19 protein-coding genes are annotated in these 23,377 nt (G+C 69.0%); 9 read left to right on the forward strand and 10 right to left on the reverse strand.

The window, feature by feature from the left end:
• Positions 1 to 67: 67 nt before the first annotated feature.
• From ACOZ38_RS33515 to ACOZ38_RS33525, 3 genes are read left to right on the forward strand one after another with little or no spacing between them, the layout of a single operon-like run.
• Complete coding sequence (locus tag ACOZ38_RS33515) at positions 68 to 5,185, forward strand: hypothetical protein (RefSeq protein ID WP_424535062.1); 5,118 nt, start codon at positions 68 to 70, stop codon at positions 5,183 to 5,185.
• Positions 5,186 to 5,214: 29 nt separating this feature from the next.
• The gene (locus ACOZ38_RS33520) at positions 5,215 to 6,405 is read left to right on the forward strand and encodes an RHS repeat domain-containing protein (RefSeq protein ID WP_424535063.1); all 1,191 of its coding nucleotides are present in this window, start codon (positions 5,215 to 5,217) and stop codon (positions 6,403 to 6,405) included.
• 16 nt (positions 6,406 to 6,421) lie between these two features.
• Complete coding sequence (locus ACOZ38_RS33525) at positions 6,422 to 6,943, forward strand: hypothetical protein (protein WP_424535064.1); 522 nt, start codon at positions 6,422 to 6,424, stop codon at positions 6,941 to 6,943.
• 1,266 nt (positions 6,944 to 8,209) lie between these two features.
• Here the strand turns inward: ACOZ38_RS33525 and ACOZ38_RS33530 are convergent.
• The 6 genes from ACOZ38_RS33530 to ACOZ38_RS33555 form a co-directional block, all read right to left on the reverse strand.
• Positions 8,210 to 9,361, reverse strand: a complete 1,152-nt coding sequence (locus ACOZ38_RS33530) for a M20 metallopeptidase family protein (protein ID WP_424535065.1) — start codon at positions 9,359 to 9,361, stop codon at positions 8,210 to 8,212.
• Positions 9,358 to 10,500 (reverse strand): amidohydrolase family protein, encoded by a 1,143-nt coding sequence (locus tag ACOZ38_RS33535; RefSeq protein ID WP_424535066.1) that lies wholly within the window; start codon positions 10,498 to 10,500, stop codon positions 9,358 to 9,360. Before ACOZ38_RS33535 ends, ACOZ38_RS33530 begins: the two co-directional genes overlap by 4 nt.
• Positions 10,490 to 11,776, reverse strand: a complete 1,287-nt coding sequence (locus tag ACOZ38_RS33540; protein ID WP_424535067.1) for a glutamine synthetase family protein — start codon at positions 11,774 to 11,776, stop codon at positions 10,490 to 10,492. The genes ACOZ38_RS33535 and ACOZ38_RS33540 overlap by 11 nt, the downstream gene beginning before the upstream one ends.
• A 7-nt stretch (positions 11,777 to 11,783) precedes the next feature.
• On the reverse strand, positions 11,784 to 13,022 hold the full coding sequence (locus tag ACOZ38_RS33545; protein ID WP_424535068.1) for an aspartate aminotransferase family protein: 1,239 nt from the start codon (positions 13,020 to 13,022) through the stop codon (positions 11,784 to 11,786).
• On the reverse strand, positions 13,019 to 14,479 hold the full coding sequence (locus tag ACOZ38_RS33550) for an APC family permease (RefSeq protein ID WP_424535069.1): 1,461 nt from the start codon (positions 14,477 to 14,479) through the stop codon (positions 13,019 to 13,021). Before ACOZ38_RS33550 ends, ACOZ38_RS33545 begins: the two co-directional genes overlap by 4 nt.
• A 96-nt stretch (positions 14,480 to 14,575) precedes the next feature.
• On the reverse strand, positions 14,576 to 15,439 hold the full coding sequence (locus tag ACOZ38_RS33555) for a MurR/RpiR family transcriptional regulator (RefSeq protein ID WP_424535070.1): 864 nt from the start codon (positions 15,437 to 15,439) through the stop codon (positions 14,576 to 14,578).
• A gap of 306 nt (positions 15,440 to 15,745) precedes the next feature.
• Here ACOZ38_RS33555 and ACOZ38_RS33560 point away from each other — a divergent pair, with 306 nt between their 5' ends.
• From ACOZ38_RS33560 to ACOZ38_RS33575, 4 genes are all read left to right on the forward strand, one after another.
• Positions 15,746 to 16,021, forward strand: coding sequence for a hypothetical protein (locus ACOZ38_RS33560; protein WP_424535071.1), 276 nt, complete (start codon positions 15,746 to 15,748; stop codon positions 16,019 to 16,021).
• 206 nt (positions 16,022 to 16,227) lie between these two features.
• Positions 16,228 to 17,262: a serine hydrolase domain-containing protein gene (locus ACOZ38_RS33565; RefSeq protein WP_424535072.1), complete on the forward strand. Its 1,035-nt coding sequence runs from the start codon at positions 16,228 to 16,230 to the stop codon at positions 17,260 to 17,262.
• Between the two features lie 390 nt (positions 17,263 to 17,652).
• Positions 17,653 to 18,111 carry a hypothetical protein gene (locus ACOZ38_RS33570; RefSeq protein WP_424535073.1) on the forward strand — a complete coding sequence of 153 codons (459 nt, stop codon included), beginning with the start codon at positions 17,653 to 17,655 and terminating at the stop codon, positions 18,109 to 18,111.
• A gap of 110 nt (positions 18,112 to 18,221) precedes the next feature.
• Entirely contained in the window at positions 18,222 to 18,554 is a 333-nt protein-coding gene (locus tag ACOZ38_RS33575; protein ID WP_424537131.1) for an ADP-ribosylglycohydrolase family protein, read from the forward strand.
• A 68-nt stretch (positions 18,555 to 18,622) separates the two neighbouring features.
• On the opposite strand, the gene ACOZ38_RS33580 is transcribed toward ACOZ38_RS33575, so the two are convergent.
• From ACOZ38_RS33580 to ACOZ38_RS33590, 3 genes are all read right to left on the reverse strand, one after another.
• Complete coding sequence (locus tag ACOZ38_RS33580) at positions 18,623 to 18,763, reverse strand: hypothetical protein (protein WP_424535074.1); 141 nt, start codon at positions 18,761 to 18,763, stop codon at positions 18,623 to 18,625.
• A 163-nt stretch (positions 18,764 to 18,926) separates the two neighbouring features.
• Entirely contained in the window at positions 18,927 to 20,147 is a 1,221-nt protein-coding gene (locus tag ACOZ38_RS33585) for a nucleotide disphospho-sugar-binding domain-containing protein (RefSeq protein ID WP_424535075.1), read from the reverse strand.
• Positions 20,144 to 20,749 (reverse strand): TetR/AcrR family transcriptional regulator, encoded by a 606-nt coding sequence (locus tag ACOZ38_RS33590; RefSeq protein WP_424535076.1) that lies wholly within the window; start codon positions 20,747 to 20,749, stop codon positions 20,144 to 20,146. The genes ACOZ38_RS33585 and ACOZ38_RS33590 overlap by 4 nt, the downstream gene beginning before the upstream one ends.
• A gap of 425 nt (positions 20,750 to 21,174) precedes the next feature.
• Here ACOZ38_RS33590 and ACOZ38_RS33595 point away from each other — a divergent pair, with 425 nt between their 5' ends.
• On the forward strand, positions 21,175 to 21,756 hold the full coding sequence (locus tag ACOZ38_RS33595) for a hypothetical protein (RefSeq protein WP_424535077.1): 582 nt from the start codon (positions 21,175 to 21,177) through the stop codon (positions 21,754 to 21,756).
• A gap of 343 nt (positions 21,757 to 22,099) precedes the next feature.
• Here ACOZ38_RS33595 and ACOZ38_RS33600 read toward each other — a convergent pair whose 3' ends face one another.
• On the reverse strand, positions 22,100 to 22,564 hold the full coding sequence (locus ACOZ38_RS33600; protein ID WP_424535078.1) for a nuclear transport factor 2 family protein: 465 nt from the start codon (positions 22,562 to 22,564) through the stop codon (positions 22,100 to 22,102).
• 88 nt (positions 22,565 to 22,652) lie between these two features.
• Between ACOZ38_RS33600 and ACOZ38_RS33605 the strand changes: the two genes are divergently transcribed.
• Positions 22,653 to 23,246 carry a TetR family transcriptional regulator gene (locus ACOZ38_RS33605; protein WP_424535079.1) on the forward strand — a complete coding sequence of 198 codons (594 nt, stop codon included), beginning with the start codon at positions 22,653 to 22,655 and terminating at the stop codon, positions 23,244 to 23,246.
• Positions 23,247 to 23,377: the final 131 nt, after the last annotated feature.

A 23,377-nucleotide genomic window follows, 5' to 3' on the forward strand; every position in this document is an offset into this window, starting at 1 on the left:
CCCCACCGTAACTTCACCTGGCAGTTCAGCCAGTTCTCCCTGTTCGTCCTCTTTAGGAGGTTGAGTCATGGGTCGGCCCGGAATGCGCGCAGCCTTGATGGCCGCGCTGGCGGTGGCGATGTTCTTACCCACGGGGATCACCCCCGTGGCGTCCGCGGCGGACGCCGGACCCGGCGCCCCCGCCGTACCGAAACAACGGTCCAGCAAGGTCAGGGCCATGGACGCGACCGGAGCCAAGGAGTCCCGCGAGCGGGTGGCCGCGTCCAAGGCACGTAACGACGCCGCGGCGGAGCGGGCCGCGAAGGAGCGCACGGTCCGGTGGCCGAAGCCGGGCACGGTTGACGTCGCGGCCGGCGCCTCCGGAAGCGTCGGCGGGCTCCCCGTCACCCTGGCACCGGAGGCCGGCGACGGGAAGAACGCCGCCGCCCGCGTACAGGTCCTCGACCGCACCGCCACCGAGGCTGCCGGAGTGGACGGCGTGCTGCTCACCGCGTCGGCGAAGGACCCCGGCGGTGCGCGCCTGAGCATCGGCTACGCCTCCTTCGCCTCCGCGTACGGCGGCGGGTGGAGCGGCCGTCTCCGGCTCGTGCAACTGCCCGCCTGCGCGCTGACCACTCCGGCCCTGCCGGAGTGCCGAACGCAGACCCCGCTTCCTTCTGTAAACGCTTACACCGCGCAGACCCTGTCCGCGCCGGTCGCCCTGGGAGCGTCCCCGGCCGTGCTGGCCGTGACCGCCGAGGCCCCCGGCGCGGACGGCGAGGCGCCCGACGGCAGCGGCAACTACGCGGCCACCCCGCTGACCTCGTCCTCCACCTGGGAGGCGGGCGGCGGTTCCGGGTCCTTCACCTGGTCGTATCCGATGGCCCCGGTGGAGGCCGCGGGACCCACCCCCTCGCTCGACCTGTCCTACGACTCGGGCGGCGTGGACGGGCACACCTCCACCACCAACAACCAGGGCACCTCGGTCGGCGAGGGCTTCGACCTGGCGGTGACCTCCTACATCGACCGCCAGTACGGCTCCTGCGACAAGGACGGCCAGGACAAGCAGCGCGACCTGTGCTGGAAGTACGACAACGCCTCACTGGTCCTCAACGGCAAGTCCAGCGAGCTCGTCAAGGACGACACCAGCGGCAAGTGGCGCCTGAAGAACGACGACGCCTCCACCGTCACCCGCTCCACCGGCGCGGAGAACGGCGACGACGACGGCGAGTACTGGACCGTCGTCACCGGCGACGGCACCAAGTACGTCTTCGGCCTCAACAAGCTGAAGGGCGCGAGCGGCGAGCGCACCGACTCGGTGTGGACGGTGCCGGTGTACGGCGACGACTCAGGGGAGCCGGGCTACAGCAAGGGCGACTCCTTCGCCGGCCGCTCTCTGACTCAGGCCTGGCGGTGGAACCTCGACTACGTCGAAGACACCAACGGCAACGCCATGTCGTACTGGTACACGGCGGAGACGAACTACTACCGCAAGAACAAGGCCGACACCGCGAACACCGTCTACACGCGCGGCGGCTACCTCAGCAAGATCCTGTACGGGCAGCGGTCCGACACGCTCTTCACCGCGGACGCCCCCGACAAGGTGGCCTTCTCCTACGCCGAGCGCTGCACGGCGACCGACTGCGGCAACCTGACCAAGGACACCGCCCAGAACTGGCCCGACGTCCCCTTCGACGCCATCTGCACGAAGGACGAGAAGAAGGACGACTGCCGCCCGGAGAGCCCCGCGTTCTTCTCCCGCAAGCGGCTGGTGAAGATCGAGACCTCCGTGCTGTCGGGGACCGCGTACACGCCGGTCGACTCCTGGGCGTTCACCCAGAAGTACCTGGACGGCGGTGACATCGGGAACTCCTCCGACCAGACGCTGTCCCTGGAGTCGATCGTGCGGACCGGGTCCTCGGGCACGCCCCTGACCCTCGACCCGGTGTCGTTCACCTACCACATGCGTCCCAACCGGGTCGCCGGCGGCACCCAGCCGGGCGGCGGCAACATCCTGCCGCTGACCAGGCCGCGCATCGAGACGATCACCTCGGAGACCGGCGCGATCACCACGGTCACCTACAACGAGCCCGAGTGCGTGCGCGGTTCGCGGATGCCCAAGGCGGAGGACGACAACTCCCTGTCCTGCTTCCCGCAGTTCTGGCACATCAACGGCGCGACGGACGCGGCCATCGACTGGTTCCACAAGTACCGCGTGCTCGCCGTGAACACCGCCGACCCGGCGGGCTTCAACCCGCTCACCGAGTACTCCTACGAGTACGAGAAGCCTGCCTGGCGCTACAACGACGGCCCGTTCACCCCGGCCGACGAGCGCACCTGGTCGCTCTGGCGCGGCTACCAGAAGGTCACGACGTACGTCGGCGACGCCGACCACACCCGTGGCAGGTCCGTCTCCGTCTACCTCCAGGGCATGAACGGCGACCGGCTGCTCAAGCCCGGCGGCGGCAGGGTTCTCGACCCCGACAACCGGCGCGCCGTCTCCGTACCCGGCCTCGACTTCGCCGGACTGGACGTCCCGGACCTCACGGACTCCGAGCAGTACATGGGCCTCGTGCGCGAGGAGATCGACTACAACGGGGCCGACCCGGTGTCCGTGACGGTCAGCGACCCCTGGTCGGCGAAGACGGCGACCCAGCACAAGTCGTACGCCGACACCGAGGCGTACTACGTGCGCACCGGCCGGACGTCGACGCACACCTACCTCACCGTCCCGAAGACCTGGCGCACCACGACCACCTCGACGACGTTCGACGGCTACGGCATGCCGGTCAAGGAGGACAGCACCGGAGACACCGCCAAGAGCGGCGACGAGACCTGCACCCGCACCTGGTACGCGCGCGACGACACCAAGGGCATCAACTCGCTCGTCTCCCGCACCCGCGAGGTCGGACGTCCCTGTTCGGTGAAGGAGGCCGACCTGTCACTGCCCGCCGACGGCTCGACCGCCGGCGACGTGCTGTCCGACACGGCCACCGTGTACGACGACACCGCCGCGACCGGCTGGTCCGCGAGCCAGAAGCCGGTCAAGGGCGACGAGACCTGGACGGGCCGGGCCACCGGCTACCCGGCGGCCGTCACCGGCGACGAGCGGCCCCCGACCGGCTGGCAGCGCACGGCCAGGACCACGTACGACACGCTGGGCAGGCCGCTGGCCGACACCGACGCGGGCGGCAACACCACCACCACCGCGTACACACCGGCCGGCGCCGGCGTCCTCACCAAAACGGTGGTCACCAACCCCAAGCAACAGAAGATCACCACCTTCCTCGACGGGACGCGTGGCCTGCCGCTGCGCACGTACGACCCGAACAACGCCAAGACCGAGCAGACCTACGACGGGCTCGGCAGGCTGACCGGGGTGTGGCTGCCCGACCGCAGCAAGGACGGCGGCCAGAGCGCCAGCATCGCCTACTCCTACGTGTACGAACGGGGCAAGGCACCGTCGATCGGCACCTCGAACATCAAGTCGTCCACCACGGCCAGTTGGTCGTACCAGATCTACGACTCGCTGCTGCGACCCATGCAGACCCAGCGGCCCACCCCGAACGGCGGCCGGCTGCTGACCGACACCCGCTACGACTCGCGCGGCCTCGCCTACGAGGCGTACACCGACATCTTCGACTCGGAGAAGACGCCGAACGCCACCTACACCCGCGAGGAGTACGGCGAGGCGCCCAAGCAGACGAGCATCGTCTTCGACGGCGCGGGCCGCGAGACGAGCAGCACGTTCCTCATCTACGGCGTGCGCAAGTGGTCCACGTCCACCACGTACACCGGTGACTCCACCGCGACCAGCGCGGTGACCGGGGGCCAGGCCACCCGGACCATCACCGACGCGCTGGGGCGCACGGCCGAGACCCGCGAGTACAACTCGACCTCGCCCGCCGACACGGGGTACGGCGGCGAAACGCAGGCCGGCGCGTCGTACGCGTCCACCTCCTTCACCTACACTCCCGACGGCAAGCAGCGGACCATCACGGGACCCGACGGCGCCAAATGGTCGTACACCTACGACCTGTTCGGGCGGCAGACCGGCATCACCGATCCCGACAAGGGCGCCAGCACCATCTCCTACACCGCGTTCGACGAGACCGACACGGTGACCGGGCCGAACGGCGGCCGGCTGCTGTACGGGTACGACGAGCTGAACCGCAAGACCGCGCTGTGGTCCGGGTCGCGCACCGACGCGGGCAAGCTCGCCGCCTGGACGTACGACACGCTCGCCCTGGGTCAGCTGACCTCCTCCACCAGCTACGACGGCGGGGTCTCGGGGAAGGCGTACACCAAGAAGGTGCTCGCCTACGACGGCCAGTACCGCGCGACCAGCACCGAACTCGCCCTCGACCCGAACGACCCGATGGTCAAGTCCGGAGCGGCGCAGGCCAGTTACACCTTCGCCAGCACCTACAACCTCGACGGCACCCTGAAGAGCTCCACCGAGCCCGCGGCCCCGGGGCTGGCCAGGGAGACCGTCAGCCTGACCTACACGCCGACCGGGCAGGTCGTCGGGGTCACCGGCACCAGCGACTACCTCCAGGGCGCCAGTTACAACGCCATCGGGCAGCCCGAGCAGTTCACACTCGGGCTCTCTGGAGCCACGACGGCCAAGAAGACCTTCCTCAACAACACCTACGAGGAAGGCACCGACCGGCTGACCAGGTCCTTCGTCACCACCCAGTCCACGCCCGCCAAACCGCAGGACCTGACCTACCGCTACGACGCCGCGGGCAACGTCAACGAGATCGCCGACACCGCCGACCTGGACGGCGCCGGCAGGACCGACTTCCAGTGCTACGTCTACGACGGGCAGCGCCGCCTGACCGAGGCCTGGACGCCGGCCACCGACGACTGCACCAGCAAGACCCTCGGCGGCGGGGCCCCGTACCGCACCGGATACACCTACGACAACGCGGGCCAGCGGACCTCGGAGACGCGGTACAACGGCGCCTCCGCCACCACCTCGACCTACTGCTACGGCGACACCGCCAAGCGGCACGCCCTCACCGCGATCTCGGCCACGGGCTCCTGCACGGGCACCCCCGCCACCTATTCCTACGACAAGTCCGGCAACACGACCGGGCGCGGCGCCCAGGTGCTGACCTGGGACCCGCAGGGCCGCCTCGCCACCGTCACAGAAGGCGCGCGCAAGACGCCTACCTGTACGACGCCGACGGCTCGCTGCTGATCCGCCGCGCGGTTGGCGACGGCGAGAGCGTGCTGTACCTCGGCGCGACCGAGATCCACTCGAAGACGACGGGGAGTACCGTCAAGACCTGGAGCAGCCGCTTCTACGCGGCGGACGCCCAGGTCATCGCGGTTCGCAGCACGGAGACGGGGGCGAACACCGTCTCTTTCCTCGCGGGCGACTCGCACGGCACGTCCTCCCTGGCGGTGGACGCGGCCGGCCAGACCGTCACCAAGCGCTACACCACCCCGTTCGGCGCGCCGCGCGGTAACACGGTCGGCGGTGAATGGCCCGACGACAAGGGCTTCCTCGGCAAACCCGCCGATGAGACCACCGGGCTCACCTACGTCGGGGCACGCGCGTACGACCCGCTCATCGGCAGGTTCCTGAGCGTGGACCCCGTGCTCTCCACCGACCAGAGCCAGTCCCTGAACGGCTACTCCTACGGGAACAACAACCCGGCCACGTTCAGCGACCCTACGGGCGAGGAGATCGGGTCCAGGCCCAACTCATGCCAGTACGACCTGAGGTTCTGCTCCAAGAAGGTGCAGAAGCAGGTCGGCTACAACCCGAAGACCCACAAGGTCACCCCGCCCAAGCACCATCCCAAGAAGCCCAAGCTCAGGCCGCGGCCGTCCCCGGGCCCGTCGCCGAAGCCGCCGCCCGGCGGATGCTACTGCAAGCCGGTCAAGCGCGACAACGGGGTCAACCTGCTGAAGTCGCTCCTGCTCCACCCGTTTCACTCCGGCAACAACACCAACGGCGCGAACCTGCTGGCCGTCACCTACCACGCACTGCCGGCCCTGAGCGACGGCATCTGCGAACGCCGGTCCCTGCAGTACGTCTGCTACGGCGGATCACCGGGAGGCGACCAGCCGATGACGGTCGGTGACGTCCACTTCTACCCGTACTCGAAGAAGGAGTTCCAGAACAAGCTGCGGGAGGAGAAGCAGGCCAGAGACGACATCACGCGGGTCGCCGGCCGTAAGGTGGCGGACCAGTACGGGCCCAACCTGGAGAAGCACGAGGCGGTGCACTCCGAGCAGTGGTCGCGGTACTCGCGGGCCACCGACTTCCTCGCCGACTACGCGGGCGCTTCGATCTACTCCAAGTTGAGCGTCGGTGATCCGGCGGTCAGCAACCGCTTCGAGATGGACGCCAACCTGTGGTGGGGAAGCTACCTGCGGTGGGCGCCGCTGCATTATGGACCCGTGCAGTAGAAGGGACGATGGAACGATGATTCGCAGGAGGAGGCCGGGCCTCGGGTACGCGGCCGCCGCGCTGCTGGCCCTGGCCTCCTTCGGCACGGGCTGCACCACGCCCGCGCCGAAGGGCATCCTCGCCGTCGAACGGATCCAGGACGGTGGCGTCAGGCTGCTGCTGGCCGGCTGCCCCGGCTACGTCGCGCGAGACTTCTCCGTCTTCGCCGACACCGAAGACGACGCGTCGTCCGACTGGAGCGTGCACAACGGAGGCCAGACCGGGGCGGTGGACGGCGTCCAGCTCTTCCAGCCCCCACCCCAGGGCTGGACCAGCACGGGCGGCAGCCTCACCGCACTACAGAAGGGCGTCCCGTACGTCGCGACCGTCAACGGCACCGTGGGCGACAGAGGTCTTCGAGGCCGAGTCCCCTTCACGTCCGACGACCTGTCAGGCCTCAAGAACGGTGAGGTCCTGACCTGGAACGGAGGAAACAGGAACACAACGTCAAGCCGCGACGACTTCCTCCAGGCGGACCCAACCCGCTGCAAACCGTAACCTGCCCAAGGCCCCGGCCGTCGCGATGCGGGGTGTCATACCCCGCATCGCGACGGCCGCAGCCGATCGGTCGAAACCGGGACTCCAGCTCGGCGTTCATCGTGGCCACCTCCTGCTCCGCGGCGGCGATCAGCTCGTGCAGCGTGCCGGCCACCTCGTTGAGCAGGTGGTTCTCCAGAATCTCCCGCTCCCTGGCCGACAGGAGCTCCTTGCGATGCTCGGTCTCCGTCGAAAGGGCTTCGCCAAGGCCGGGAATGTCCCTGGTACGCCCTTGCACCGTGTGGCGGCTCGCCATCACGCCCTCGCCACCGTACGTGCGCCGGCATCTGCGCGTCCTGTCCGCCGCGTGCGACCGCATTCCCTGGGACGGCGCCCTCCCCGACACAGCACGCCTGGCAGTCGCCGCCCTGGCCGAGAGCTCAACGCCCTCCTCACCCTGGTGCCGCATATCACGCAAAAGTCGGAATTATCGACCTGTCGAATTACTTAACCATCCGGTTCCTGGCTTTTGCCTCCATGGGATGACCATTCCGGATGCGCTCGGCTAGCGTTTCCAGACATAGACGTCGATTCGACATCTTCCCGGTAGCCGATTCGACGCACCATAAGTCCAGGCACTACGCCGGGATTCCATCATCAGACTCGGAGATGTCCCATGCTCAAAAATGCTCTCGCGGCCGCCTCGCTGGCAGCGTTCAGCCTTATCGTTCCCGTGGCAATGTCGGCGCAGCCTGCCGGCGCAAGCGCCATGAGCCCGGAAACCGATTCCATATCCCAAGGCCACCGCTGCGACCTGGATCCCTACAGCCGATACCAAGGCCGCTGCGACGAGCGTCAGCCCTACGGTGGCGATCATCGGCACCACGGCCATCCCTACGGCCACCACCATTGGCATCACGGTCACCACTCGTACGGCCACAGATAATCCGGCAGCCGCACAAGGAGCAGCGGGCTCACCGCGGGCCACTCCACAAATGGGCGGCCCCGGTTGAACCTGCCGGCACCCTCTGCTGCTCCGCGAAAGCCGGAAAACCCGACGCGCCGTTGGGGCGGTGAACACCCACCGCCCAACGGCGATTCCGCGAAAGCCCGGTCAGCCTCGCGCGTGCTCACGCCCTACCGGCAAAGCTCACGCTTTCCCGCAGAGGACATCGAGCGAGCCGGACGGGGTCAGGGTGACGTTCGAGATGTTCTCCGAATACGTCGCCAGGACGTCGGCCATGTGCGGACGGGTGCGCCACGGTCGCCGGCCGCGGCTGACGTGAGTCACAGCGCTGTACAGGCGCCCAGGTAGCCGGCCAGCATCGCGCGAGCGAGCCGATCGACGTCCCCATCGCTCGGGAGGAACCTGTCGCTGTGCAGGGAGACGTCGGTCTCGGTACCCACGAACAGCATCAACGACGGCAGCCGCTCGGCGAAGAAGGAGAAGTCGTCCGCGCCCACCGAGCGCAGCGTGTCCGATACCTCCAGCCCGTGCGACCGCAGCAGCCGGGACACCTGCACCACCAGCCGGGGGTTGTTCTCCAGCACGGGCTCCCCCTTCACGAAGGTCACCTCCGCCTCGCAGCCGTGCGTCCGCGCCACCGACTCCGCCACCTCGACGACCCGCTGGTGCAGCAGCTCGCGCGTCGCGGTCGACAGCGCCCGTATGGTGCCACGCGCCCTGGCCACGCCGGGGACGACGTTGGCCGCGCTGCCAGCCTGAAGTGACGAGACCCCCACCACGGCCGGCGCCATAGGGTCGATCGACCGGCTGACGACGCTCTGGAGCGCGACCACCGTGTGCGACAGGGCCAGAACGGGGTCACGCGTGAGGTGCGGGTAGGCGGCGTGTCCCGACTCGCCGTGCACGCTGATCTGGAACTCGTCCGAAGAGGCGTTGACCCCGCCGGGTACGCAGGCGACCACGTCGGGCGCGAGCACCGGCTGCACATGCGCGCCGATCATCGCCCCGCACTGCTCGGTGACGAGCACGCCGCTCTCGACGATGTCCTGCGCTCCTGAGGGATAGGTCTCCTCTCGTGGTTGCAGGACCAGCAGCAACGGCTTCGGCCCTCCCACCCTGTGCACCGCGCGGGCCATCGCCACCAGCGCGGCCAGATGTACGTCGTGACCGCAGGCGTGCATGACTCCGCGGTTCCGCGAGCTCCACTCGACGCCGGTCGCCTCCGTCACCGCGAGCGCGTCGAGCTCACCGCGCACTCCGACGGCCGGCCCCGGTCCACCGATGCGCACCACCGCCCCGGTCTCGGCGACCTTGGTCAGTGGCAGCCCGTCGGGCAGCGACGCGAGTACGGCTTCGCGTGTGGCCGACTCCTCGCCGGACAGGTCCGGCGAGGAGTGCAGCCGGCGGCGCAACGAGAACGCGGCGGGCAGTTCCTGATCGAGGGCCGCCCACAGCTCGGGGTGCTCGTTCATCCGAGGTCCAATCCGTAGACGCGGGCCGCGTTGGAGCGCCCGATCATCGTCGCGACCCGTACGGCGTCCGCCGGAGTCCACTCGCCCTCCTCCACCCACGCCGTCAGGGCACGCGTCATGCCGCGGCGCCACAGCAGCGCACCGAGGTAGTGCAACTCCGGCGGGCCCCACGCATCGGACGAGTAGAGGACCTTGGCGAACGGCGCGAGCTCCAGGCTCTCGGCCACGATCGCGTCGGAACGCGCGCCGGTGTAGTTGATCGCGAGCCCCACGTCGAAATAGACGTGCGGGAAGACCTGGGCGAGATAGCCGGCGTTGCGCTGGAAGGGATAGCAGTGCAGCAGCAGGATGTCGGACCCGGTGTGCTCCACCGCCTTCAGCCATCGGGTCAGCAGCAGCGGGTCGGAGCGGTGCAGCTCGACGTCCGGATCGCCGTAACCGGTGTGGAGCTGCAGCGGCAGGCCCGTTTCGACCCCCGCCCACAGCAGCATCCGCAGCAGCACCGGGTCGTCGACCCGCGGCGCCGCCCCCTTGCCGATCTCCCGCAGCCAGTCGCCGGCGGCCTTCCGCACCTCCGCATCGGTCGGGCACGCCGGGTCGAAGTCGAAGCCGTAGCGGTAGGCCACGATGCTCTTCAGGCCGACGGCGCCGCGCGTCCGCTGCCGCAGTGCCTCGCGGAAGCCGTCGCGCAGGCCGCCGGCGGAGGGGGCCGTACCCGCCAGTTCTTCCAGCACCGCCTCCAGCCGCACCACCTCGTCGACCCGGGCACCACTGGCGGATGCCATCTCGGCGGGGCTGAGGATCTGGTCGCCCTTGTAGCCCGTCTCCACCAGCCAGTGGCCGGTCCCGCTCGCGCGCAGGAAGGTGCCGGCCAGCTCGCCGGGGGCCACGGCGGACCGCGCGGCCCAGTAGTCGTCCGCGCTCGCCGACGGCTCCAGCCCGAGCAGCGGCGCGCAGTGCCGCCGGATCGCGAAACCCAGCTGCGAATCCAGCTGGGTCATCCACGGCGGGATCGGCCGGTCGGACTCGGTGATCAGCTCCTCGAACGCCGGCCGCTCCACCGGCCCGCGCAGCGCGCCGTGCACGTGGTGGTCGACCAGCCCCATCTCGTCGATCTCTGCCTTGAGGTCAGTAGACATCGGCGATCCTCCGGCACTTCTCCTCGGGCGTAAGCCCCTCGACCAGCGCCAGCTCGGTGCGCTTGACGTCGAGGTGGGTCCGCAGCAGGTCATCGTCGAACCAGGCCCGCACGACGTCGTCCTTGGCCAGCTCGTCGAGCGCCTCGTCCAGCGATCCGGGCAGGCGGGGTACGTCGGCCAGCTCGGCCTCGGTGCTGTTCTCCGGCCACACCTTCGGCTCGGGGTACGCGGCGGTGATGCCCCGCAGTCCGGCCCGTACGAGCGTGCCGATCACCAGCCACGGGTTCGCGGTCGCGTCGGCGGCGCGGAACTCCAGGTTCAGCTGCCGGGCCACGTCGCCGTCCGCCGTGGTGGGGCAGATGCGCAACAGCGCCTCCCGGTTGCGCTCGGCCAGGAAGACGCCGGCGGCGCTCCAGCGGTGCGGGGTGAGCCGCAGGAACGACACGGGGCTGGGCGCCGTGATGGCGGTGATCGCGTGGGCGTGCCCGAGGATGCCGGCCGCGAACCGGCCGCCGATCTCCGACAGCCGCCCTGGTCGCGCTTGATCGAAGAGCACCGGTGCCCCGGTCTCGGCGTCACGCAGCGAGAGGTGCACGTGCACGCCGTTGCCTACGCCCTCGGGACTGATCAGCGGCGCGAAGGTCGGCCGGTGGCCGCGGCGCCGGCCGAGGTCGCGGACCAGCTCGCGCAGCAGCACGGCGCGGTCCGCCGCCACCATGGCGTCGCTCGGCCGCATGGTGACCTCGAACTGCCCGTCGCCGTACTCCGGGAGCCAGGTCTCCGGTTCGAGACCTGCCTGGGTCATCAGCTCGACCAGCTGCGACCCGAACGGCTCGGCGTCGCGGAAGCGCCCGAACGAGAACGGCTGGGAGGCCGGGAGGCCCGCAAGGACGAATTCGTGCTCGAACGAAGCCACGACCTCCAGCCCCGTCAGCTCGCGGAACTCGGCGAGCGCCGTCCGGGCGAAGGTACGCGGGCAGCACGGCCACGGCGACCCGTCGGGCAGCACCTGGTCCGCGAGGTAGAGGCGCACGCCCGGGTGCGTGCCCTCGGCCGGGATGTCGACGCCGGTCGACTCGTCGGGAAGCAGTCGCAGGTCACCGGTCGAGCCGAACACGTTGTCCTCGGCGATCGGGCCGAAGCAGCTGATCGCGAGGTCGGCGGGGACCCAGCCGACCCCGGTGTGCAGCACCTTGTCGTGGTCCGCCGCCGGGACGGCCCGGCCGCGGGTCTGCCCCGCGAGGTCGCAGGTCGCCACGAAGATCATCGATGTCATGCGCACGTCACCAGCCTCTGTACGGCGCGACGGCCGCGTCGTCCACTTTGCCTGCCGCGACATCGGCGATGGCCGTGTCGAGGATGTCCAGCGCCCGGTCGAGATCCGCCTCGTCGATGACCAGCGGCGGGGTGAGCTCCAGGACGTTCGACCTCGGTCCTACGTAGTAGAGCACCGCTCCGAGCTGGTAGGCGCGGAAGACGACCTTCGCCGCGGTCGTGGCGTCGATCAGCTCGATGCCGCCCATCAGCCCGCGGTTGCGCACGTCGGCCACCTGGTCGTGCCGGGCCTGGAGCTGGTCGAGCCTGGCGCTCAGCCCCGCACCGAGCCGGGCCGCGCGGGCGGGCAACTCCTCCTGGGCCAGGATGCGCAGCACGGCGCGCCCGGCCGCGGCCGCCACCGGGTTGCCGGCGGTCGTGAGCAGCGAAGATCCTTCGGCGGCGTCGAGGATCCCGGCCGGGCCGATCGCCGCGGACAGCGGCAGGCCTCCGCCGAGTGACTTGCCCAACGCGACGAGGTCGGGGACGATGCCGTCGCACTCGAAGGCATGCAGCCGGCCGGTCCGTCCGAGACCGACCTTGACCTCGTCGGCGACCAGCCAGGTGCCGTGCCGGTGGCACAGGTCGGCGAGCCCCTTGAGGAAACCGGCCGGTGGGATCACCACTCCCCCGTCGCTGAGGATCGGTTCGACGATCACTGCGGCGACGTCGCCGGCGGCGAGCTCCATGCCGACGCCGTCGAGGTCCGGGTAGCGCACGAGCACCAGACCGGGGTCCCGTTCGGCGCCGGCCGCGACATGAAGGCCGGAGACCTGCTGGGCGGGGCCGAGCCCGCCGTGGTAGGAGCCCTCGAACGTCAGGATGCGCGGGCGGTCACCGGCGGCACGGATGCTCCTGATGATCGCGGCATTGGCGTCGGAGCCGGCGTGACCGAGGTACACCCGGCGATCGGATGTGCCAGGGGTGATGGCCAGCAGCTCCTCCGCGAGCGCGACCGCCTCGGGGTTGGTGGCCGAAAGCAGGCTGGCCCCCGGCATCCGCCGTACCGCCCGCTCCACGGCCTCGACGACCCTCGGATGCGCGTAGCCGACACCGGCCGCGCTCCAGGCACCGGAGAGGTCGATCAGCTCGCGGCCGTCCGCCTCCACCAGCCGGGCCCCGTGCCCCGAGACCGGGGCGAGCGGGAAGAACCGCAGCCGCTGCGCCCCGGCCACGACGGCGAGATCGGCGTCGTAGAGAAAGCTCATCGAAGCTGTTCCACCGGCTCGTCCGCGACGCTCCCCGTGCCGGTGAGCTCGGAGGTGAGCCGCTCGCCGATGCGCCGGGCCAGGGCGGGCGCGGAGAGGATCACCACGACGCCGAGCAGGCACCAGGCACCCGCGATCCACGGGAAGTAGGAGTACGGCGCGTCCTGCCCGGACGACTGCTTGTAGAAGACGAACAGCAGGTAGGCGATGCCGGCCACCGGCAGCACCGCCTCCCAGCGCGGGATGGCGGAGCGGCCGGAGAAGGTGAAGGCGATGACGCCGACGCCCGCCACGGCGTACGCGACGAGGATGCACAGCACGCCGAGCGTGGCGAACCAGTAGTAGGCGTCGAAGGCGCCGACCCCGGACGCCCAGACGACGGCGTCGACGACGAGCGTGATGACGACGACGGCGACCAGGGCGACGCGGGGAGAACCGGTGCGGGGGTCGACGCGGGAGAGCGCCTTCGGCCCGAAACCGTCCCGGGAGAGGGCGAAGAGCATGCGGGCGGCGGCGGCGGAGGAGGACAGCGAGCTCGCGAACGCCGACGCCACCGCGGTGAAGGCGACCACGAGGGCGAACCACGTGCCGATGTAGCGGTCGGACAGCGTGGACAGCGGCGACTCGGCGCCGGCGAAGGCATCGACACCCGCCTTGTCCGTGCCGAAGCCGATCGTCTCGGTGAACATCATGAGGACGAAGAGCAGGCCGGTGAGCACGACACTGCCGACCAGAGCGCGCGGGATGTTGCGCCTGGGGTTGTCGGTCTCCTCGCCGAGCGAGGCGCAGGCCTCGAAGCCGGCCCAGGACAGGAACGCGAAGACGGTGGCGGTCATGACGGCGCCGAAGGTGGTGCCGCCGGAGGTGAACGTGGACAGGTCCAGGGTGGGTGCACCCCCGCTCTCGGTGACGCCGCCCGACCCGATGACGGAGCCGCCGACGACGACGGCGGCCAGTACGAGCATGGCCAGGATGCCGAGACCCTCGATGATCAGCAGCGTCCGCGCGGTGAGCCGGGTGTCGCGCGAGTTGAGGATCGTGACGCCGAGCGCGGCGACGACGGCGACGGCGATCCACGGTCCGCTGTTGTGGACGCCGAGCGCCTTCAGGAACGCGTGCGCGAACACCCCGGTGGCGGCCTGGGTGCAGGTCAGGAAGAACAAGTACGTGCCGAGGAGCGCGAAGCCGCCGAAGAATCCGGCGCGCGGCCCGATGGTGGCACCGGCCAGCGCGTACACGGAGCCCGCATGGTTGAAGTGCTGGGTCAGGCGCCAGAAGCCGTAGCCGACGAGGCCGACTCCGATGAGGCCGAGAACGAAGACGAGCGGGACGGCCTTGCCGACGGTGGCGGCGACGCCGGGACCGTTGAGGCCCATGGCCAGGGTCGGGCCCATGAGCCCGACGGAGAGGGCGAGCGCCTCCCACAGGCGCAGCTTACGTGGTGCTTTGTGGGCCATGAGGCGGGCTCCAGGGGGACGCGGAGTTCGGGCGCGGGGTGCCCGCCATGAAACATTCATTTCATCCGGATGTCAATGAGTCACCAGCGAAACATCTCAGTCGAATGTGATGTCCCCGGCCAGCTCATCCGCCTCTCTGATCCTGGTTTCAGCGTGCTTGCCGAGCTTTGCGAGCACCCCGGCCACGATCGACTCGACGACGGCCGTGGCCGGAACGACCGAGTCGAACGGGCTCGGACCGTCGACCCTGACCGGCAGAACGAGGTCGGCCACCTCGGCAGCCGGTGACAGCCATGGATCCGTGATGAGCAGGATCTTGGCGCCCCTGCCGTGCGCGTGGACGGCCAGGTCGACGACGTCGCGCTGGTACCGGCGGAAGTCGAACACCACGCAGACGTCACGCTTGCCCACGTCCAGCAGGAAGCCCGAGTGGTGGGTGGGCGTCTGCGGATGAACGGTCGTCCCCGGACGCATCTGGCGCAGATGCAGGTCTAAGTAGGCGGCGAGCAGGTGCGAGTAACGGCCGCCGAAGCAGGTGACGTGCCTGCTGGTGTCGGCGAGCAGGTCGACGGCCCTGTCCAGCTCCTCGTCGGGGAGTGACGCGTAGGTCTGCTGGACGGCCTGGGTGAAGACGTGGGCGGAGACGGAGCGCAGGTCGTCCTTGGTGATGCGCTGCGGGATGGTCAGCGGCGAGGCCCTGCGCTCCTGGACCTCGTCGCGCAGCGCCTGCTGGAACTCCTTGTAGCCGTCGAACTCCAGGTGGGCGACGAACCTGACGACGGTCGGGGCGCTGACGCCCGCACGCCCCGCGAGCTCGTGGGTGGACCCCAGACCCGCCGACGGATAGTGCGCCAGGAGAGCCCGCGCGACCTTGCGCTCGCCGGCCGAGAGCTGCCCCATGCGGCTGCGGATCCGCTCAGCGACGCTGGAACTCGCGGCCGCGCCACCTGCAACGCTCATATGCCTGCTCTCCTTACATCACGTTAGGTTACAGGTTCGGCGAGCGGCGAGCCGCTTGACGATCTGCCTCCCCTCCCTCAACGTAGTGCCACCCCGGCGAGACGTCCCCCGACCCCGCGAACCGTCAAAAACCCATACATCTCGCTATTGGGACCACTACTTTTTTCAGATTCATGTTGGATTTATCCGCCGTAGTCGGAAATACACCGCGTCTCGTGCCTCGCTGCCCCCATCACCCTGGTCAGCGATTTCCTGGGAGCACAGAAGGTTCTGAACCCGGGCGGCATCAGAGTCAGAAGCGTCCAGGTGTCGGAGAAGCGTGAGTTCGCCACCAGTGAGGGAATGGACTTTCTCAACAGCTTCATCGCGAGGGACCTCGACCGTTTCTCAGAGGCGGTCAGGCTGGGCAGGTACGGCACCGCATTGGACGCGTACATGCGAACCTCCGAGCCGGGCCGTACCGGCGAGCAGGGCCTCCTGGAGGTGCTCAGGGCGTGGGAGATCACAGCCGGTGAAGGCTGCGCCGATGGTTCGACGATGCTCAGGATTTCGCGTCCGGATCAGCCGACTGCCGAGTTCTGAACATTGCTCCTGGGGGCAAGGGAAACGTCACCACCGCAGGGATTCCCGAGGCTGTCCCGCCTGATGGAACGTGACATTCCCCGGCAACGCGTCTCCATCATCGCTGTGCGGAAGACATCATCAAGGAGACCGTGCCCTTCCCATCGCCCGGCTCCGGGTTTCGGCCCCTACGTCCCCACCCCGCCAGCTCGTCCCGGAGGTCGTCCGTGATCGCGAAGCTCAGGCGCGTTGTCATGCTCATCCTCGTGGCGACGACAGCAATGACCGTTTCGGCGCCCGTTCCCGCCCACGCCCAGGCCGGCGTGCAGGATCGGATCAACGCCGCTTTCAAACAGTGGATGTCCGCCAACGGGGTCAGCAACGCCGGTCTCGCCGTCGTGAGCGACAACCAACTCGTCGGCTCATACGGCTACAACGAGATGTCCGCGGAGACGCAAGCGAACGTCGCCTCACTATCGAAAGCGATCACGGCCGTGTGCCTTATGTCGCTCATCGACAACGGGCGGCTCCGGTTCACCACTCGTCTGTCCTCGCTGCCGCGGAGTTTCCGGAGAGCCACCGGGCCATGGTCGAGCAGGGCGGTCGGCAACATCACCATCGAGCAGCTTCTCCGTCACACGAGCGGGATCACCTTCGACCCTACTCAGAGCGGGCTCGCCGGGATTCCCAATGCCGATTCCTCAGACGTGATCCTCATCCGCCGCGCCCTGGCCCGGCCTCTAGCTGCGAAGCCCGCGGGCGAGGTCTACAACAATGTGAACTACGCGATTCTCGGTCTCGTCATCCAGACGATCACTCGGGAACCCTACGAGAGCTATTGCCGGCGGATGGCCCTGGCACCACGTGGCGCGAGTGGCAGGATCGGCTCAGGCACACGTGCCATGGGGGCGTTCGGCGGCTGGCAGATCTCGGCGGTCGACTACGCGATGTTCGCGCGCGCTTACGACCCTCGTTCCCGGCTCCTGAGTCCGGCGGCGCACAACTTCATCAACGCTTCCGCCACCTCCAGCAAGCCGACCGCATCGCTGGGAATGTACGTAGTGCGCACGGCGACAGGGCGCAACCTGTTCCATCATGGAAATTGGCGTTCGTCGGCGACGACCCCCAACGCATTCAGTGCCTTCTTCGCCATGTGGGACAACGGGATATCAGTGGCCGTCACCTACGACCGAAACCTGACGGACGCCGCGCGCAATGCGCTCGACAATACGCTGCGAACGGCGGCCTACAGCCGGGCCTGACACTCCGGCCGTAGATCCTGGTCTCCGGACGGGCTCCCCCTCACGAAGGTCACCAGTAGGCGCAGACCGGCGAGCACCGGGTCCAGGCGCTCCGCACGGGTACGGGCGCGGGTGGCCGCCACGGCATTCTCCATCGCCGCAGCAGCAGACACTATATTGTGCATTGAGTTCACATGTGATCTACTGTGCGCGGCGCATAAGACGCACCCCTTCCGGCGCGGGGACAGGTTTCCCGAGACGGCCCGATGACGGGGGAAAGCGGTTGAGGGCCGCCGGCCACCCTTCGCTTCGAAGGTCAGGGTGGACCCGAAGCTCGGGACCCTTGGATCGGGCGTCCCCCGTTCACCGGCCATGTCGCCGTCGATCTCGCTCAGCTCAGTGGAGGAAATCATGGTCGGTCTCACCGTTACACCGCTCCGGCTGGACGCCGGGTTCGATGTGCATCTGCACTGGGTGGAGATGACTCTCACCTACGGCGGCCTCATCGAAGGCGTACCCAGGCAGCGGATGAACGACGAGCTATTCATCGGCCGAACGATGGAACAGACGCGCGGTAAGTGGACGCAATACCCCGTCCATCTCATCCCACCGGCCAGAACCATCCCCGACGATCACCAACGCTTCGACCGGCGCGGCCCCCACCCATATGGCCTTGTGGAGTACTTGCCACCCGTGCAGTGCATCGGGCTTTTCGAGGCCGGGATTCCCAACGCCGAGTCCTCATGCCTGGTCGTGATTTGGTTCCAGGACCACAGCGACACGCTCATCCACCCCGAAGCCGCCGCCGAACTACGCCGTATCCCTTGGGACGATCTGGCCAGAGATTTCGGCTTCGACGCGCCCCTCTGAACGACAGAACCCGTGTTCCGTAGAAGGCCGTGAATCAGCAGAGATCAACCGTTACATGGCGGCCGCCGCCGGTACGGTCAGAATCAGCCGTGCGGAAGGAGATCACCATCATGCACGAGGCCGAGCACAGCGATGTGACGTTCGGGAGCAGGGTACGCGGCTGCCTGCTCGGTGGGGCGATCGGTGACGCGCTCGGCGCGCCCATCGAGTTCGACTCCATCGCCCACATCCGCCACCACCATGGTCGTGCCGGGCTAACCGACCTCACCCCCGACTGGCGCGGCAGGCCGGGACACCATCACCGAACTCGCCGACGACTTCACGACCGAGTTCACCGGACACCACGTTTCCTTCGCCAAATACCCAGGATCCTGAGTTCCCGTCCGATCGCCGCCACCGGGCACGCCGTCCAAGACCGCCCCCTCTGGCCGGGCGGCCATTGACAGAGGCGAATGCACCACCTCCATGACCTTGCCCTTTCCCGCGAGCCCTAAGGTGATGTGCGTTCGTGTCATTTGTCGAGCAGTCGGTCGATGACGCCGGCCACCCATGCTTCGTACTGCTGCGGCGTCCAGCCGGATAGCTCGGTGAGCAGTTGATGGACATCGACGGAGGTGGCCGCCCATACCCCGTCGCGCTCTTCGGGGGTCACCGCACGATCTGCTCGGCAGCCCGTGTCTCCGTGGCCTGCTGCTCAGGTCGTGGTGGCCGGTACGGCCGGTTGCCCTCGCGGCGATTCACCGAGCCTCGGTTGCTTTTCGGCGGGAAGCCGGAGCGAGCGATACCGCGTAGGGCGAGGGCGAGGCCGCTCGAGTTCAGGGGTTCAGTTTCTCGAACAAATCGGCGGCGACTGCGGCGTCTGCGGCGGCGCCTAGTTGCCGCCCCACCTGGGCGGCCCGCTCTCTCATGCCCATCGCCATGTTGACGGCGTGGCGTAGCCGGTACGGGTTCAACCGGGCCGCAGGCAGTCTGGTACCGGCGCCGGCGACCTGCACCCGGCGGGCCACTTCGGGTTGGTCTCGGCCGAATGGCACGGTGCACACAGGAACGCCGGCCAGCAACGCGGCGTGCACCGTGCCCATCCCGCCCGGGCAGACCACGCAGGCTGCCCGGTGCAGCAACGTCCCGTGCGGGATGAAGCGCTCCACTCGCGCGTTGCGGGGAACGTCACCTGGTACCGCGTCGGCCGCGGCGGTGGTCACCACGACGTAGACATCCTGGTCGGCGAATGCCTGCAGGGCGGTGGTGGCGAGTACGTCGTCGGCCTGCCGTTCGGTGGAGCAACTCACGAGGATCAGCGGCGCGGTGACCTCGGCCAGCCAGTCGGGTGGTGACGCGGGCGGCGACCACACGCCGGGGCCGACCAGCGCCACGGTCGAGGGCCAGTCCGAGCGCGGATACTCCAGGGGTGCGGAGACATACATGACGGTCAGCGGTGCACGAGCGGACCACAGCTCGGTCATGTCGGCGACCGCGGGCAGGCCGAGGCTGCCGCGCAGCCCGTTGAGCTCGGCCAGCACCGGTCGCCAGAATCGATGCGCGACCAGGCCAACCGCGGCGTCGCGTAGCGTGCCCAGCAGGCCGGCTCGGGGTGCCAGCCCCAGGCCCGGTGGCGGCAGATCTCGCGACGCGATGCCGATCGGCCAGGGCGCCACCCACGCCCATGGCAGGCCGGAGGCCTCCGCGGCGGCGCCGGCGCCCCAGCACAGCGCGTCCACTACGACCACGTCCGGGGACTCGGCTGCCAGTGCCTGGCGCAGGTCGGCGACCTCCAGCACACCCCGGTCAAGGAACGTGCGCATGGACATGCGGCCTGCCTCGATCGGGTTGCGTGCCTTCCAGTCGTCCTGCTCCCGGGCGACGATGGCAGGGGCGACCGGGCCCGCGGCTAATCCGAGACCGCCCAGCAGCCCGACGTGCTGCGGCTGGCACCGCACCGCCACACGATGCCCTCGCCTGATCAGCTCCTGCCAGGTGGGTACCAGCGGGAACACGTGCCCCGTCTGAGGCGTGAGGTAGAACAAGAAACCGGTCACGTCTGGTTCTCCCTTGCCAACAGGCCTTCCAGAAGGCCGCGGATGGCCTGCCCGGTCCGCGCCGAGGACAGGCCCAGGTCGTTACGCAGGACCTGCCATACCGCCAGGTCGGTGACCGTGAACAGTTGCGCGAGCAGCAGTTCACGGCCGGTGCCACGGTGCTGGGTCAGAAACGGCGCGAAGGTCTGCTCTACCCAGCGGCGGTGCTCGTCCCTGGCCATCTCCACGCCTGCGGCGATCCACGGCGAACGCTGCGCCTGGACCAGGTTGCGCAATGCCATCTGCCCCCACCGCTCGTAGTGCGCCATCAGGTTCCGCACGGCAGCGTCGATATCGCCGACCGGGGCCTCAAACCTCTGCTCGGCGATGCTGGCGGAGATCGTCTCGCCGGCCGCGCGCAGCAAGCCATCCCGGTTGCCGTAGCGGCGCATCAATGTCTTGACCGACACCCCCGCCCGCTCCGCCACCCGCTCCAGAGTGATCTCGTCCAGCCAGTACTCCATGTACAAGGCAAGGGCCGCAGCCATGATCCGCTGGCCGGTCTGGGCTGCCGACTCGGCCCGCGCGACCATCCGGTACGGGCGAACGCCCTCCTCTTTCATGTCCATTACTATGGACATGAAATCTGGGCCGCGTCAACCCGCGGAAGTGGTCAGGTCTTCGAATGAGCCGGGGGGCAGCGCGGCCGCGTACACGGGGAACCCCTTGCGCGTCGCCAGAATGAAACCTCAGATCACGTGCCAGGTGAACCACCTCGAGATCCTCGGGCCTACTCCAGCCGGGAGCAGGCCCGAGGATTCAAGCTGTGAAGGAAGGGCGCCAGCAGGTGGTCGCCGAATCTGCGCAGATCTGCCGGCAGCATGGCGACCGGGACGCCCAACTCGCGCTCCGCAGCGCGGCTACGACAATTTGGCGACATGGCGGCCGAAGGCGACGGGCAGCTCATGTCGGCTCTGGGAGAAATCCGACGCGCCGAGCTCCGGTGTGGCGTTAACTGGCGGCGGGACCACGTCACGGAGAGGAACGCATGGGCGAGCACGATGCCTTCTGGGTCGACCACGGCCACGACCGGGAGCTCGCCGCCGACGGGTCGAGCCACTACGCCGAGCTCGTACGGGCCAACATCGCGGCGTTCGACGGCTCATGGGGCGACATCGCGCCGGTCACCTTCGCCTGCGCCGCCTGGCGGCTCGCCATCACACCCTCGCCGCCGTACGTGCGCCGGCACCGCCGCATCCTGTCCGCCGCCTGCGACCGCAATCCCTGGGACGGCACGCTCACCGCCCACCTCCTGCTCGTGTCACCACTGCCCGCCGAGCTCACCGCCTCCCGCGAATGGTGGCACGACCGCGGCTGGCGCGAGTGGCCGCAGACCTTCGGCCAGTACCTGGAGCCCACCGACCAGGACCTGACCCGCGCCCCCTTCCTGCGGACCACCCTGCTCATCGACGCCCCGATCCCCCTCGACGCCCTCCCACCCGCCCCCGATGGCCCTTCGGCATCCCTCCCCGACACCGCCCGCCTGGCGGTCACCACCCTGGTCAGAGAGCTCAACGCCCTGCTCACCCCGATCATCCGCAAACTGGAGACCACCCAGACACCCGGCTGACCTGGCGCCGGCCTCGCACTCACCTGGAGGCGACCGCCACGACGGACCTGACGCTCATCGTGAGCCTTGACGATCCGCTCGCCGTCGCTGGTGCCGCATATCACGCAAAAGCCGGAATTAGCGACCTGTCGAATTCGGTGGCGATCACCGGCACCACGGCCATCCCTACGACCACCACCACTGGCATCACGGTCACCACTCGTACGGCCACAGATAATCCGGCAGCCGCACAAGGAGGAGCGGGCTCACCGTGTGTCCGCCGTCCACGTTGAGTCGTTCAGGTGGCTCTCCGGGCACCCCCCGAAAGGGAGGCGCCGGGCGCCGCGCGACTCCGTCGGGCTGGTCAGGTAGTCGTCGCAGCCTGGGCGCCCAGGGCGGCCACCATGTCCTTCAGGCGTCCCATGGCGTGGTAGGTGCCGAAGACGTCCATGTAGTCGCGCATCTCGACGATCTCGCCGTCCCGCACACGGAACATGAGCAGCCCGGACGCCTCGAACGGCCGCCCGTCGGGCCCGGCCGTCCCCGTGCCGTGCCACTCCCCGATGATCACCTCGGGATCCGCGGCCTCGTGCACGACCACGTCATGGATCTCCGCGAGCCGCACCGGGCTGGCGTCCCAGGCTTTGTGGTAACCGGCGCGCACCTCATCCTGTCCGCTAAAACGAGTAGGGAACCCCGGGGCCCGGAACGGGAACTCGTGGACCCCGTCGACGGCGTACAGATCGGCGAGGTCGTCGGCCGACTTGTCGACCATGGCGCGGTGGAAGAGGGCGAGCACGTCTCGGGGGGTGCGGTGGGACTTGGCCATCGTCGAACACTTCCTTCACTCAACGACTGTTGATTCAACGACTGTAGAGCGAAGCGGTGTCGTCGGTCAACGTCGGTAGAGTCATGCCGTGAACGAGACGCCGAACAGCCGCGTGGAGCGCCGGCGCCGATCCGAGGAGCGGATTCTGGCCGCCGCGCGCACCGTCTTCGCCGAGCGCGGCTTCGAGCGCGCCACGATCCGGGCCATCGCCTCCATGGCCGAGGTCGACCCAGCCCTCGTGATGCAGTACTTCGGCTCGAAGCAGGAGCTGTTCGACCTGGCGGTGCGCATCCCCGCGATCCCGCCCCTGGACGGCGGCCTGGACGAGCTCGTCGAAGAGCTGCTGGCCAGGATCGGGATGAAGATCGGGCCGATCCCGCAGGCGTCGCTGGCGATGATGCGCTCCATGCTCACCCATCCCGAGGCCGCCGAGGGCGTGCGCGCCCGGCTCGACGAGCAGGTGGAGCAGCTCAGCTCCGCCATCCCCGCCGAGGACGCCGACCTGCGGGCGGCCCTGATGATCAGCACGATGCTGGGCGTGACCATCGCCCACCAACTGCTCGACCTCACAGCCCTCCGCGACGTCTCCCCCACCCGAATCGCCGCCGCCCTCCGCCCCGCCATCACCGCCCTCACCCGCCCCGACGAACCCGCGGCCCGTCCTGAACGGCGTCGAACGTAACCCGTACAACGAGTAGACCTGCCGGGTGAGGTCTCGGCGACGTGCACGGTCACATGCGGAGCGGCAACGCGCCGAGCGTGTATCTGGGCGGCCCCGGCACGGTCAACGGGCGGCAGGGAGTTGGCGTTGGT

Source organism: Sphaerisporangium viridialbum (assembly GCF_049674955.1).
Lineage (GTDB): Bacteria > Actinomycetota > Actinomycetes > Streptosporangiales > Streptosporangiaceae > Sphaerisporangium > Sphaerisporangium viridialbum.

Bases quoted from the DNA above. Each gene is read 5' to 3' on its own strand.
- ACOZ38_RS33515 (WP_424535062.1), top strand. From the start codon at position 68: ATGGGTCGGCCCGGAATGCGCGCAGCCTTGATGGCCGCGCTGGCGGTG.
- ACOZ38_RS33525 (WP_424535064.1), top strand. From the start codon at position 6,422: ATGATTCGCAGGAGGAGGCCGGGCCTCGGGTACGCGGCCGCCGCGCTG.
- ACOZ38_RS33530 (WP_424535065.1), bottom strand. From the start codon at position 9,361: ATGAACGAGCACCCCGAGCTGTGGGCGGCCCTCGATCAGGAACTGCCC.
- ACOZ38_RS33535 (WP_424535066.1), bottom strand. From the start codon at position 10,500: ATGTCTACTGACCTCAAGGCAGAGATCGACGAGATGGGGCTGGTCGAC.
- ACOZ38_RS33540 (WP_424535067.1), bottom strand. From the start codon at position 11,776: ATGACATCGATGATCTTCGTGGCGACCTGCGACCTCGCGGGGCAGACC.
- ACOZ38_RS33545 (WP_424535068.1), bottom strand. From the start codon at position 13,022: ATGAGCTTTCTCTACGACGCCGATCTCGCCGTCGTGGCCGGGGCGCAG.
- ACOZ38_RS33550 (WP_424535069.1), bottom strand. From the start codon at position 14,479: ATGGCCCACAAAGCACCACGTAAGCTGCGCCTGTGGGAGGCGCTCGCC.
- ACOZ38_RS33555 (WP_424535070.1), bottom strand. From the start codon at position 15,439: ATGAGCGTTGCAGGTGGCGCGGCCGCGAGTTCCAGCGTCGCTGAGCGG.
- ACOZ38_RS33570 (WP_424535073.1), top strand. From the start codon at position 17,653: ATGGTCGGTCTCACCGTTACACCGCTCCGGCTGGACGCCGGGTTCGAT.
- ACOZ38_RS33575 (WP_424537131.1), top strand. From the start codon at position 18,222: ATGCACGAGGCCGAGCACAGCGATGTGACGTTCGGGAGCAGGGTACGC.
- ACOZ38_RS33590 (WP_424535076.1), bottom strand. From the start codon at position 20,749: ATGAAAGAGGAGGGCGTTCGCCCGTACCGGATGGTCGCGCGGGCCGAG.
- ACOZ38_RS33595 (WP_424535077.1), top strand. From the start codon at position 21,175: ATGGGCGAGCACGATGCCTTCTGGGTCGACCACGGCCACGACCGGGAG.
- ACOZ38_RS33600 (WP_424535078.1), bottom strand. From the start codon at position 22,564: ATGGCCAAGTCCCACCGCACCCCCCGAGACGTGCTCGCCCTCTTCCAC.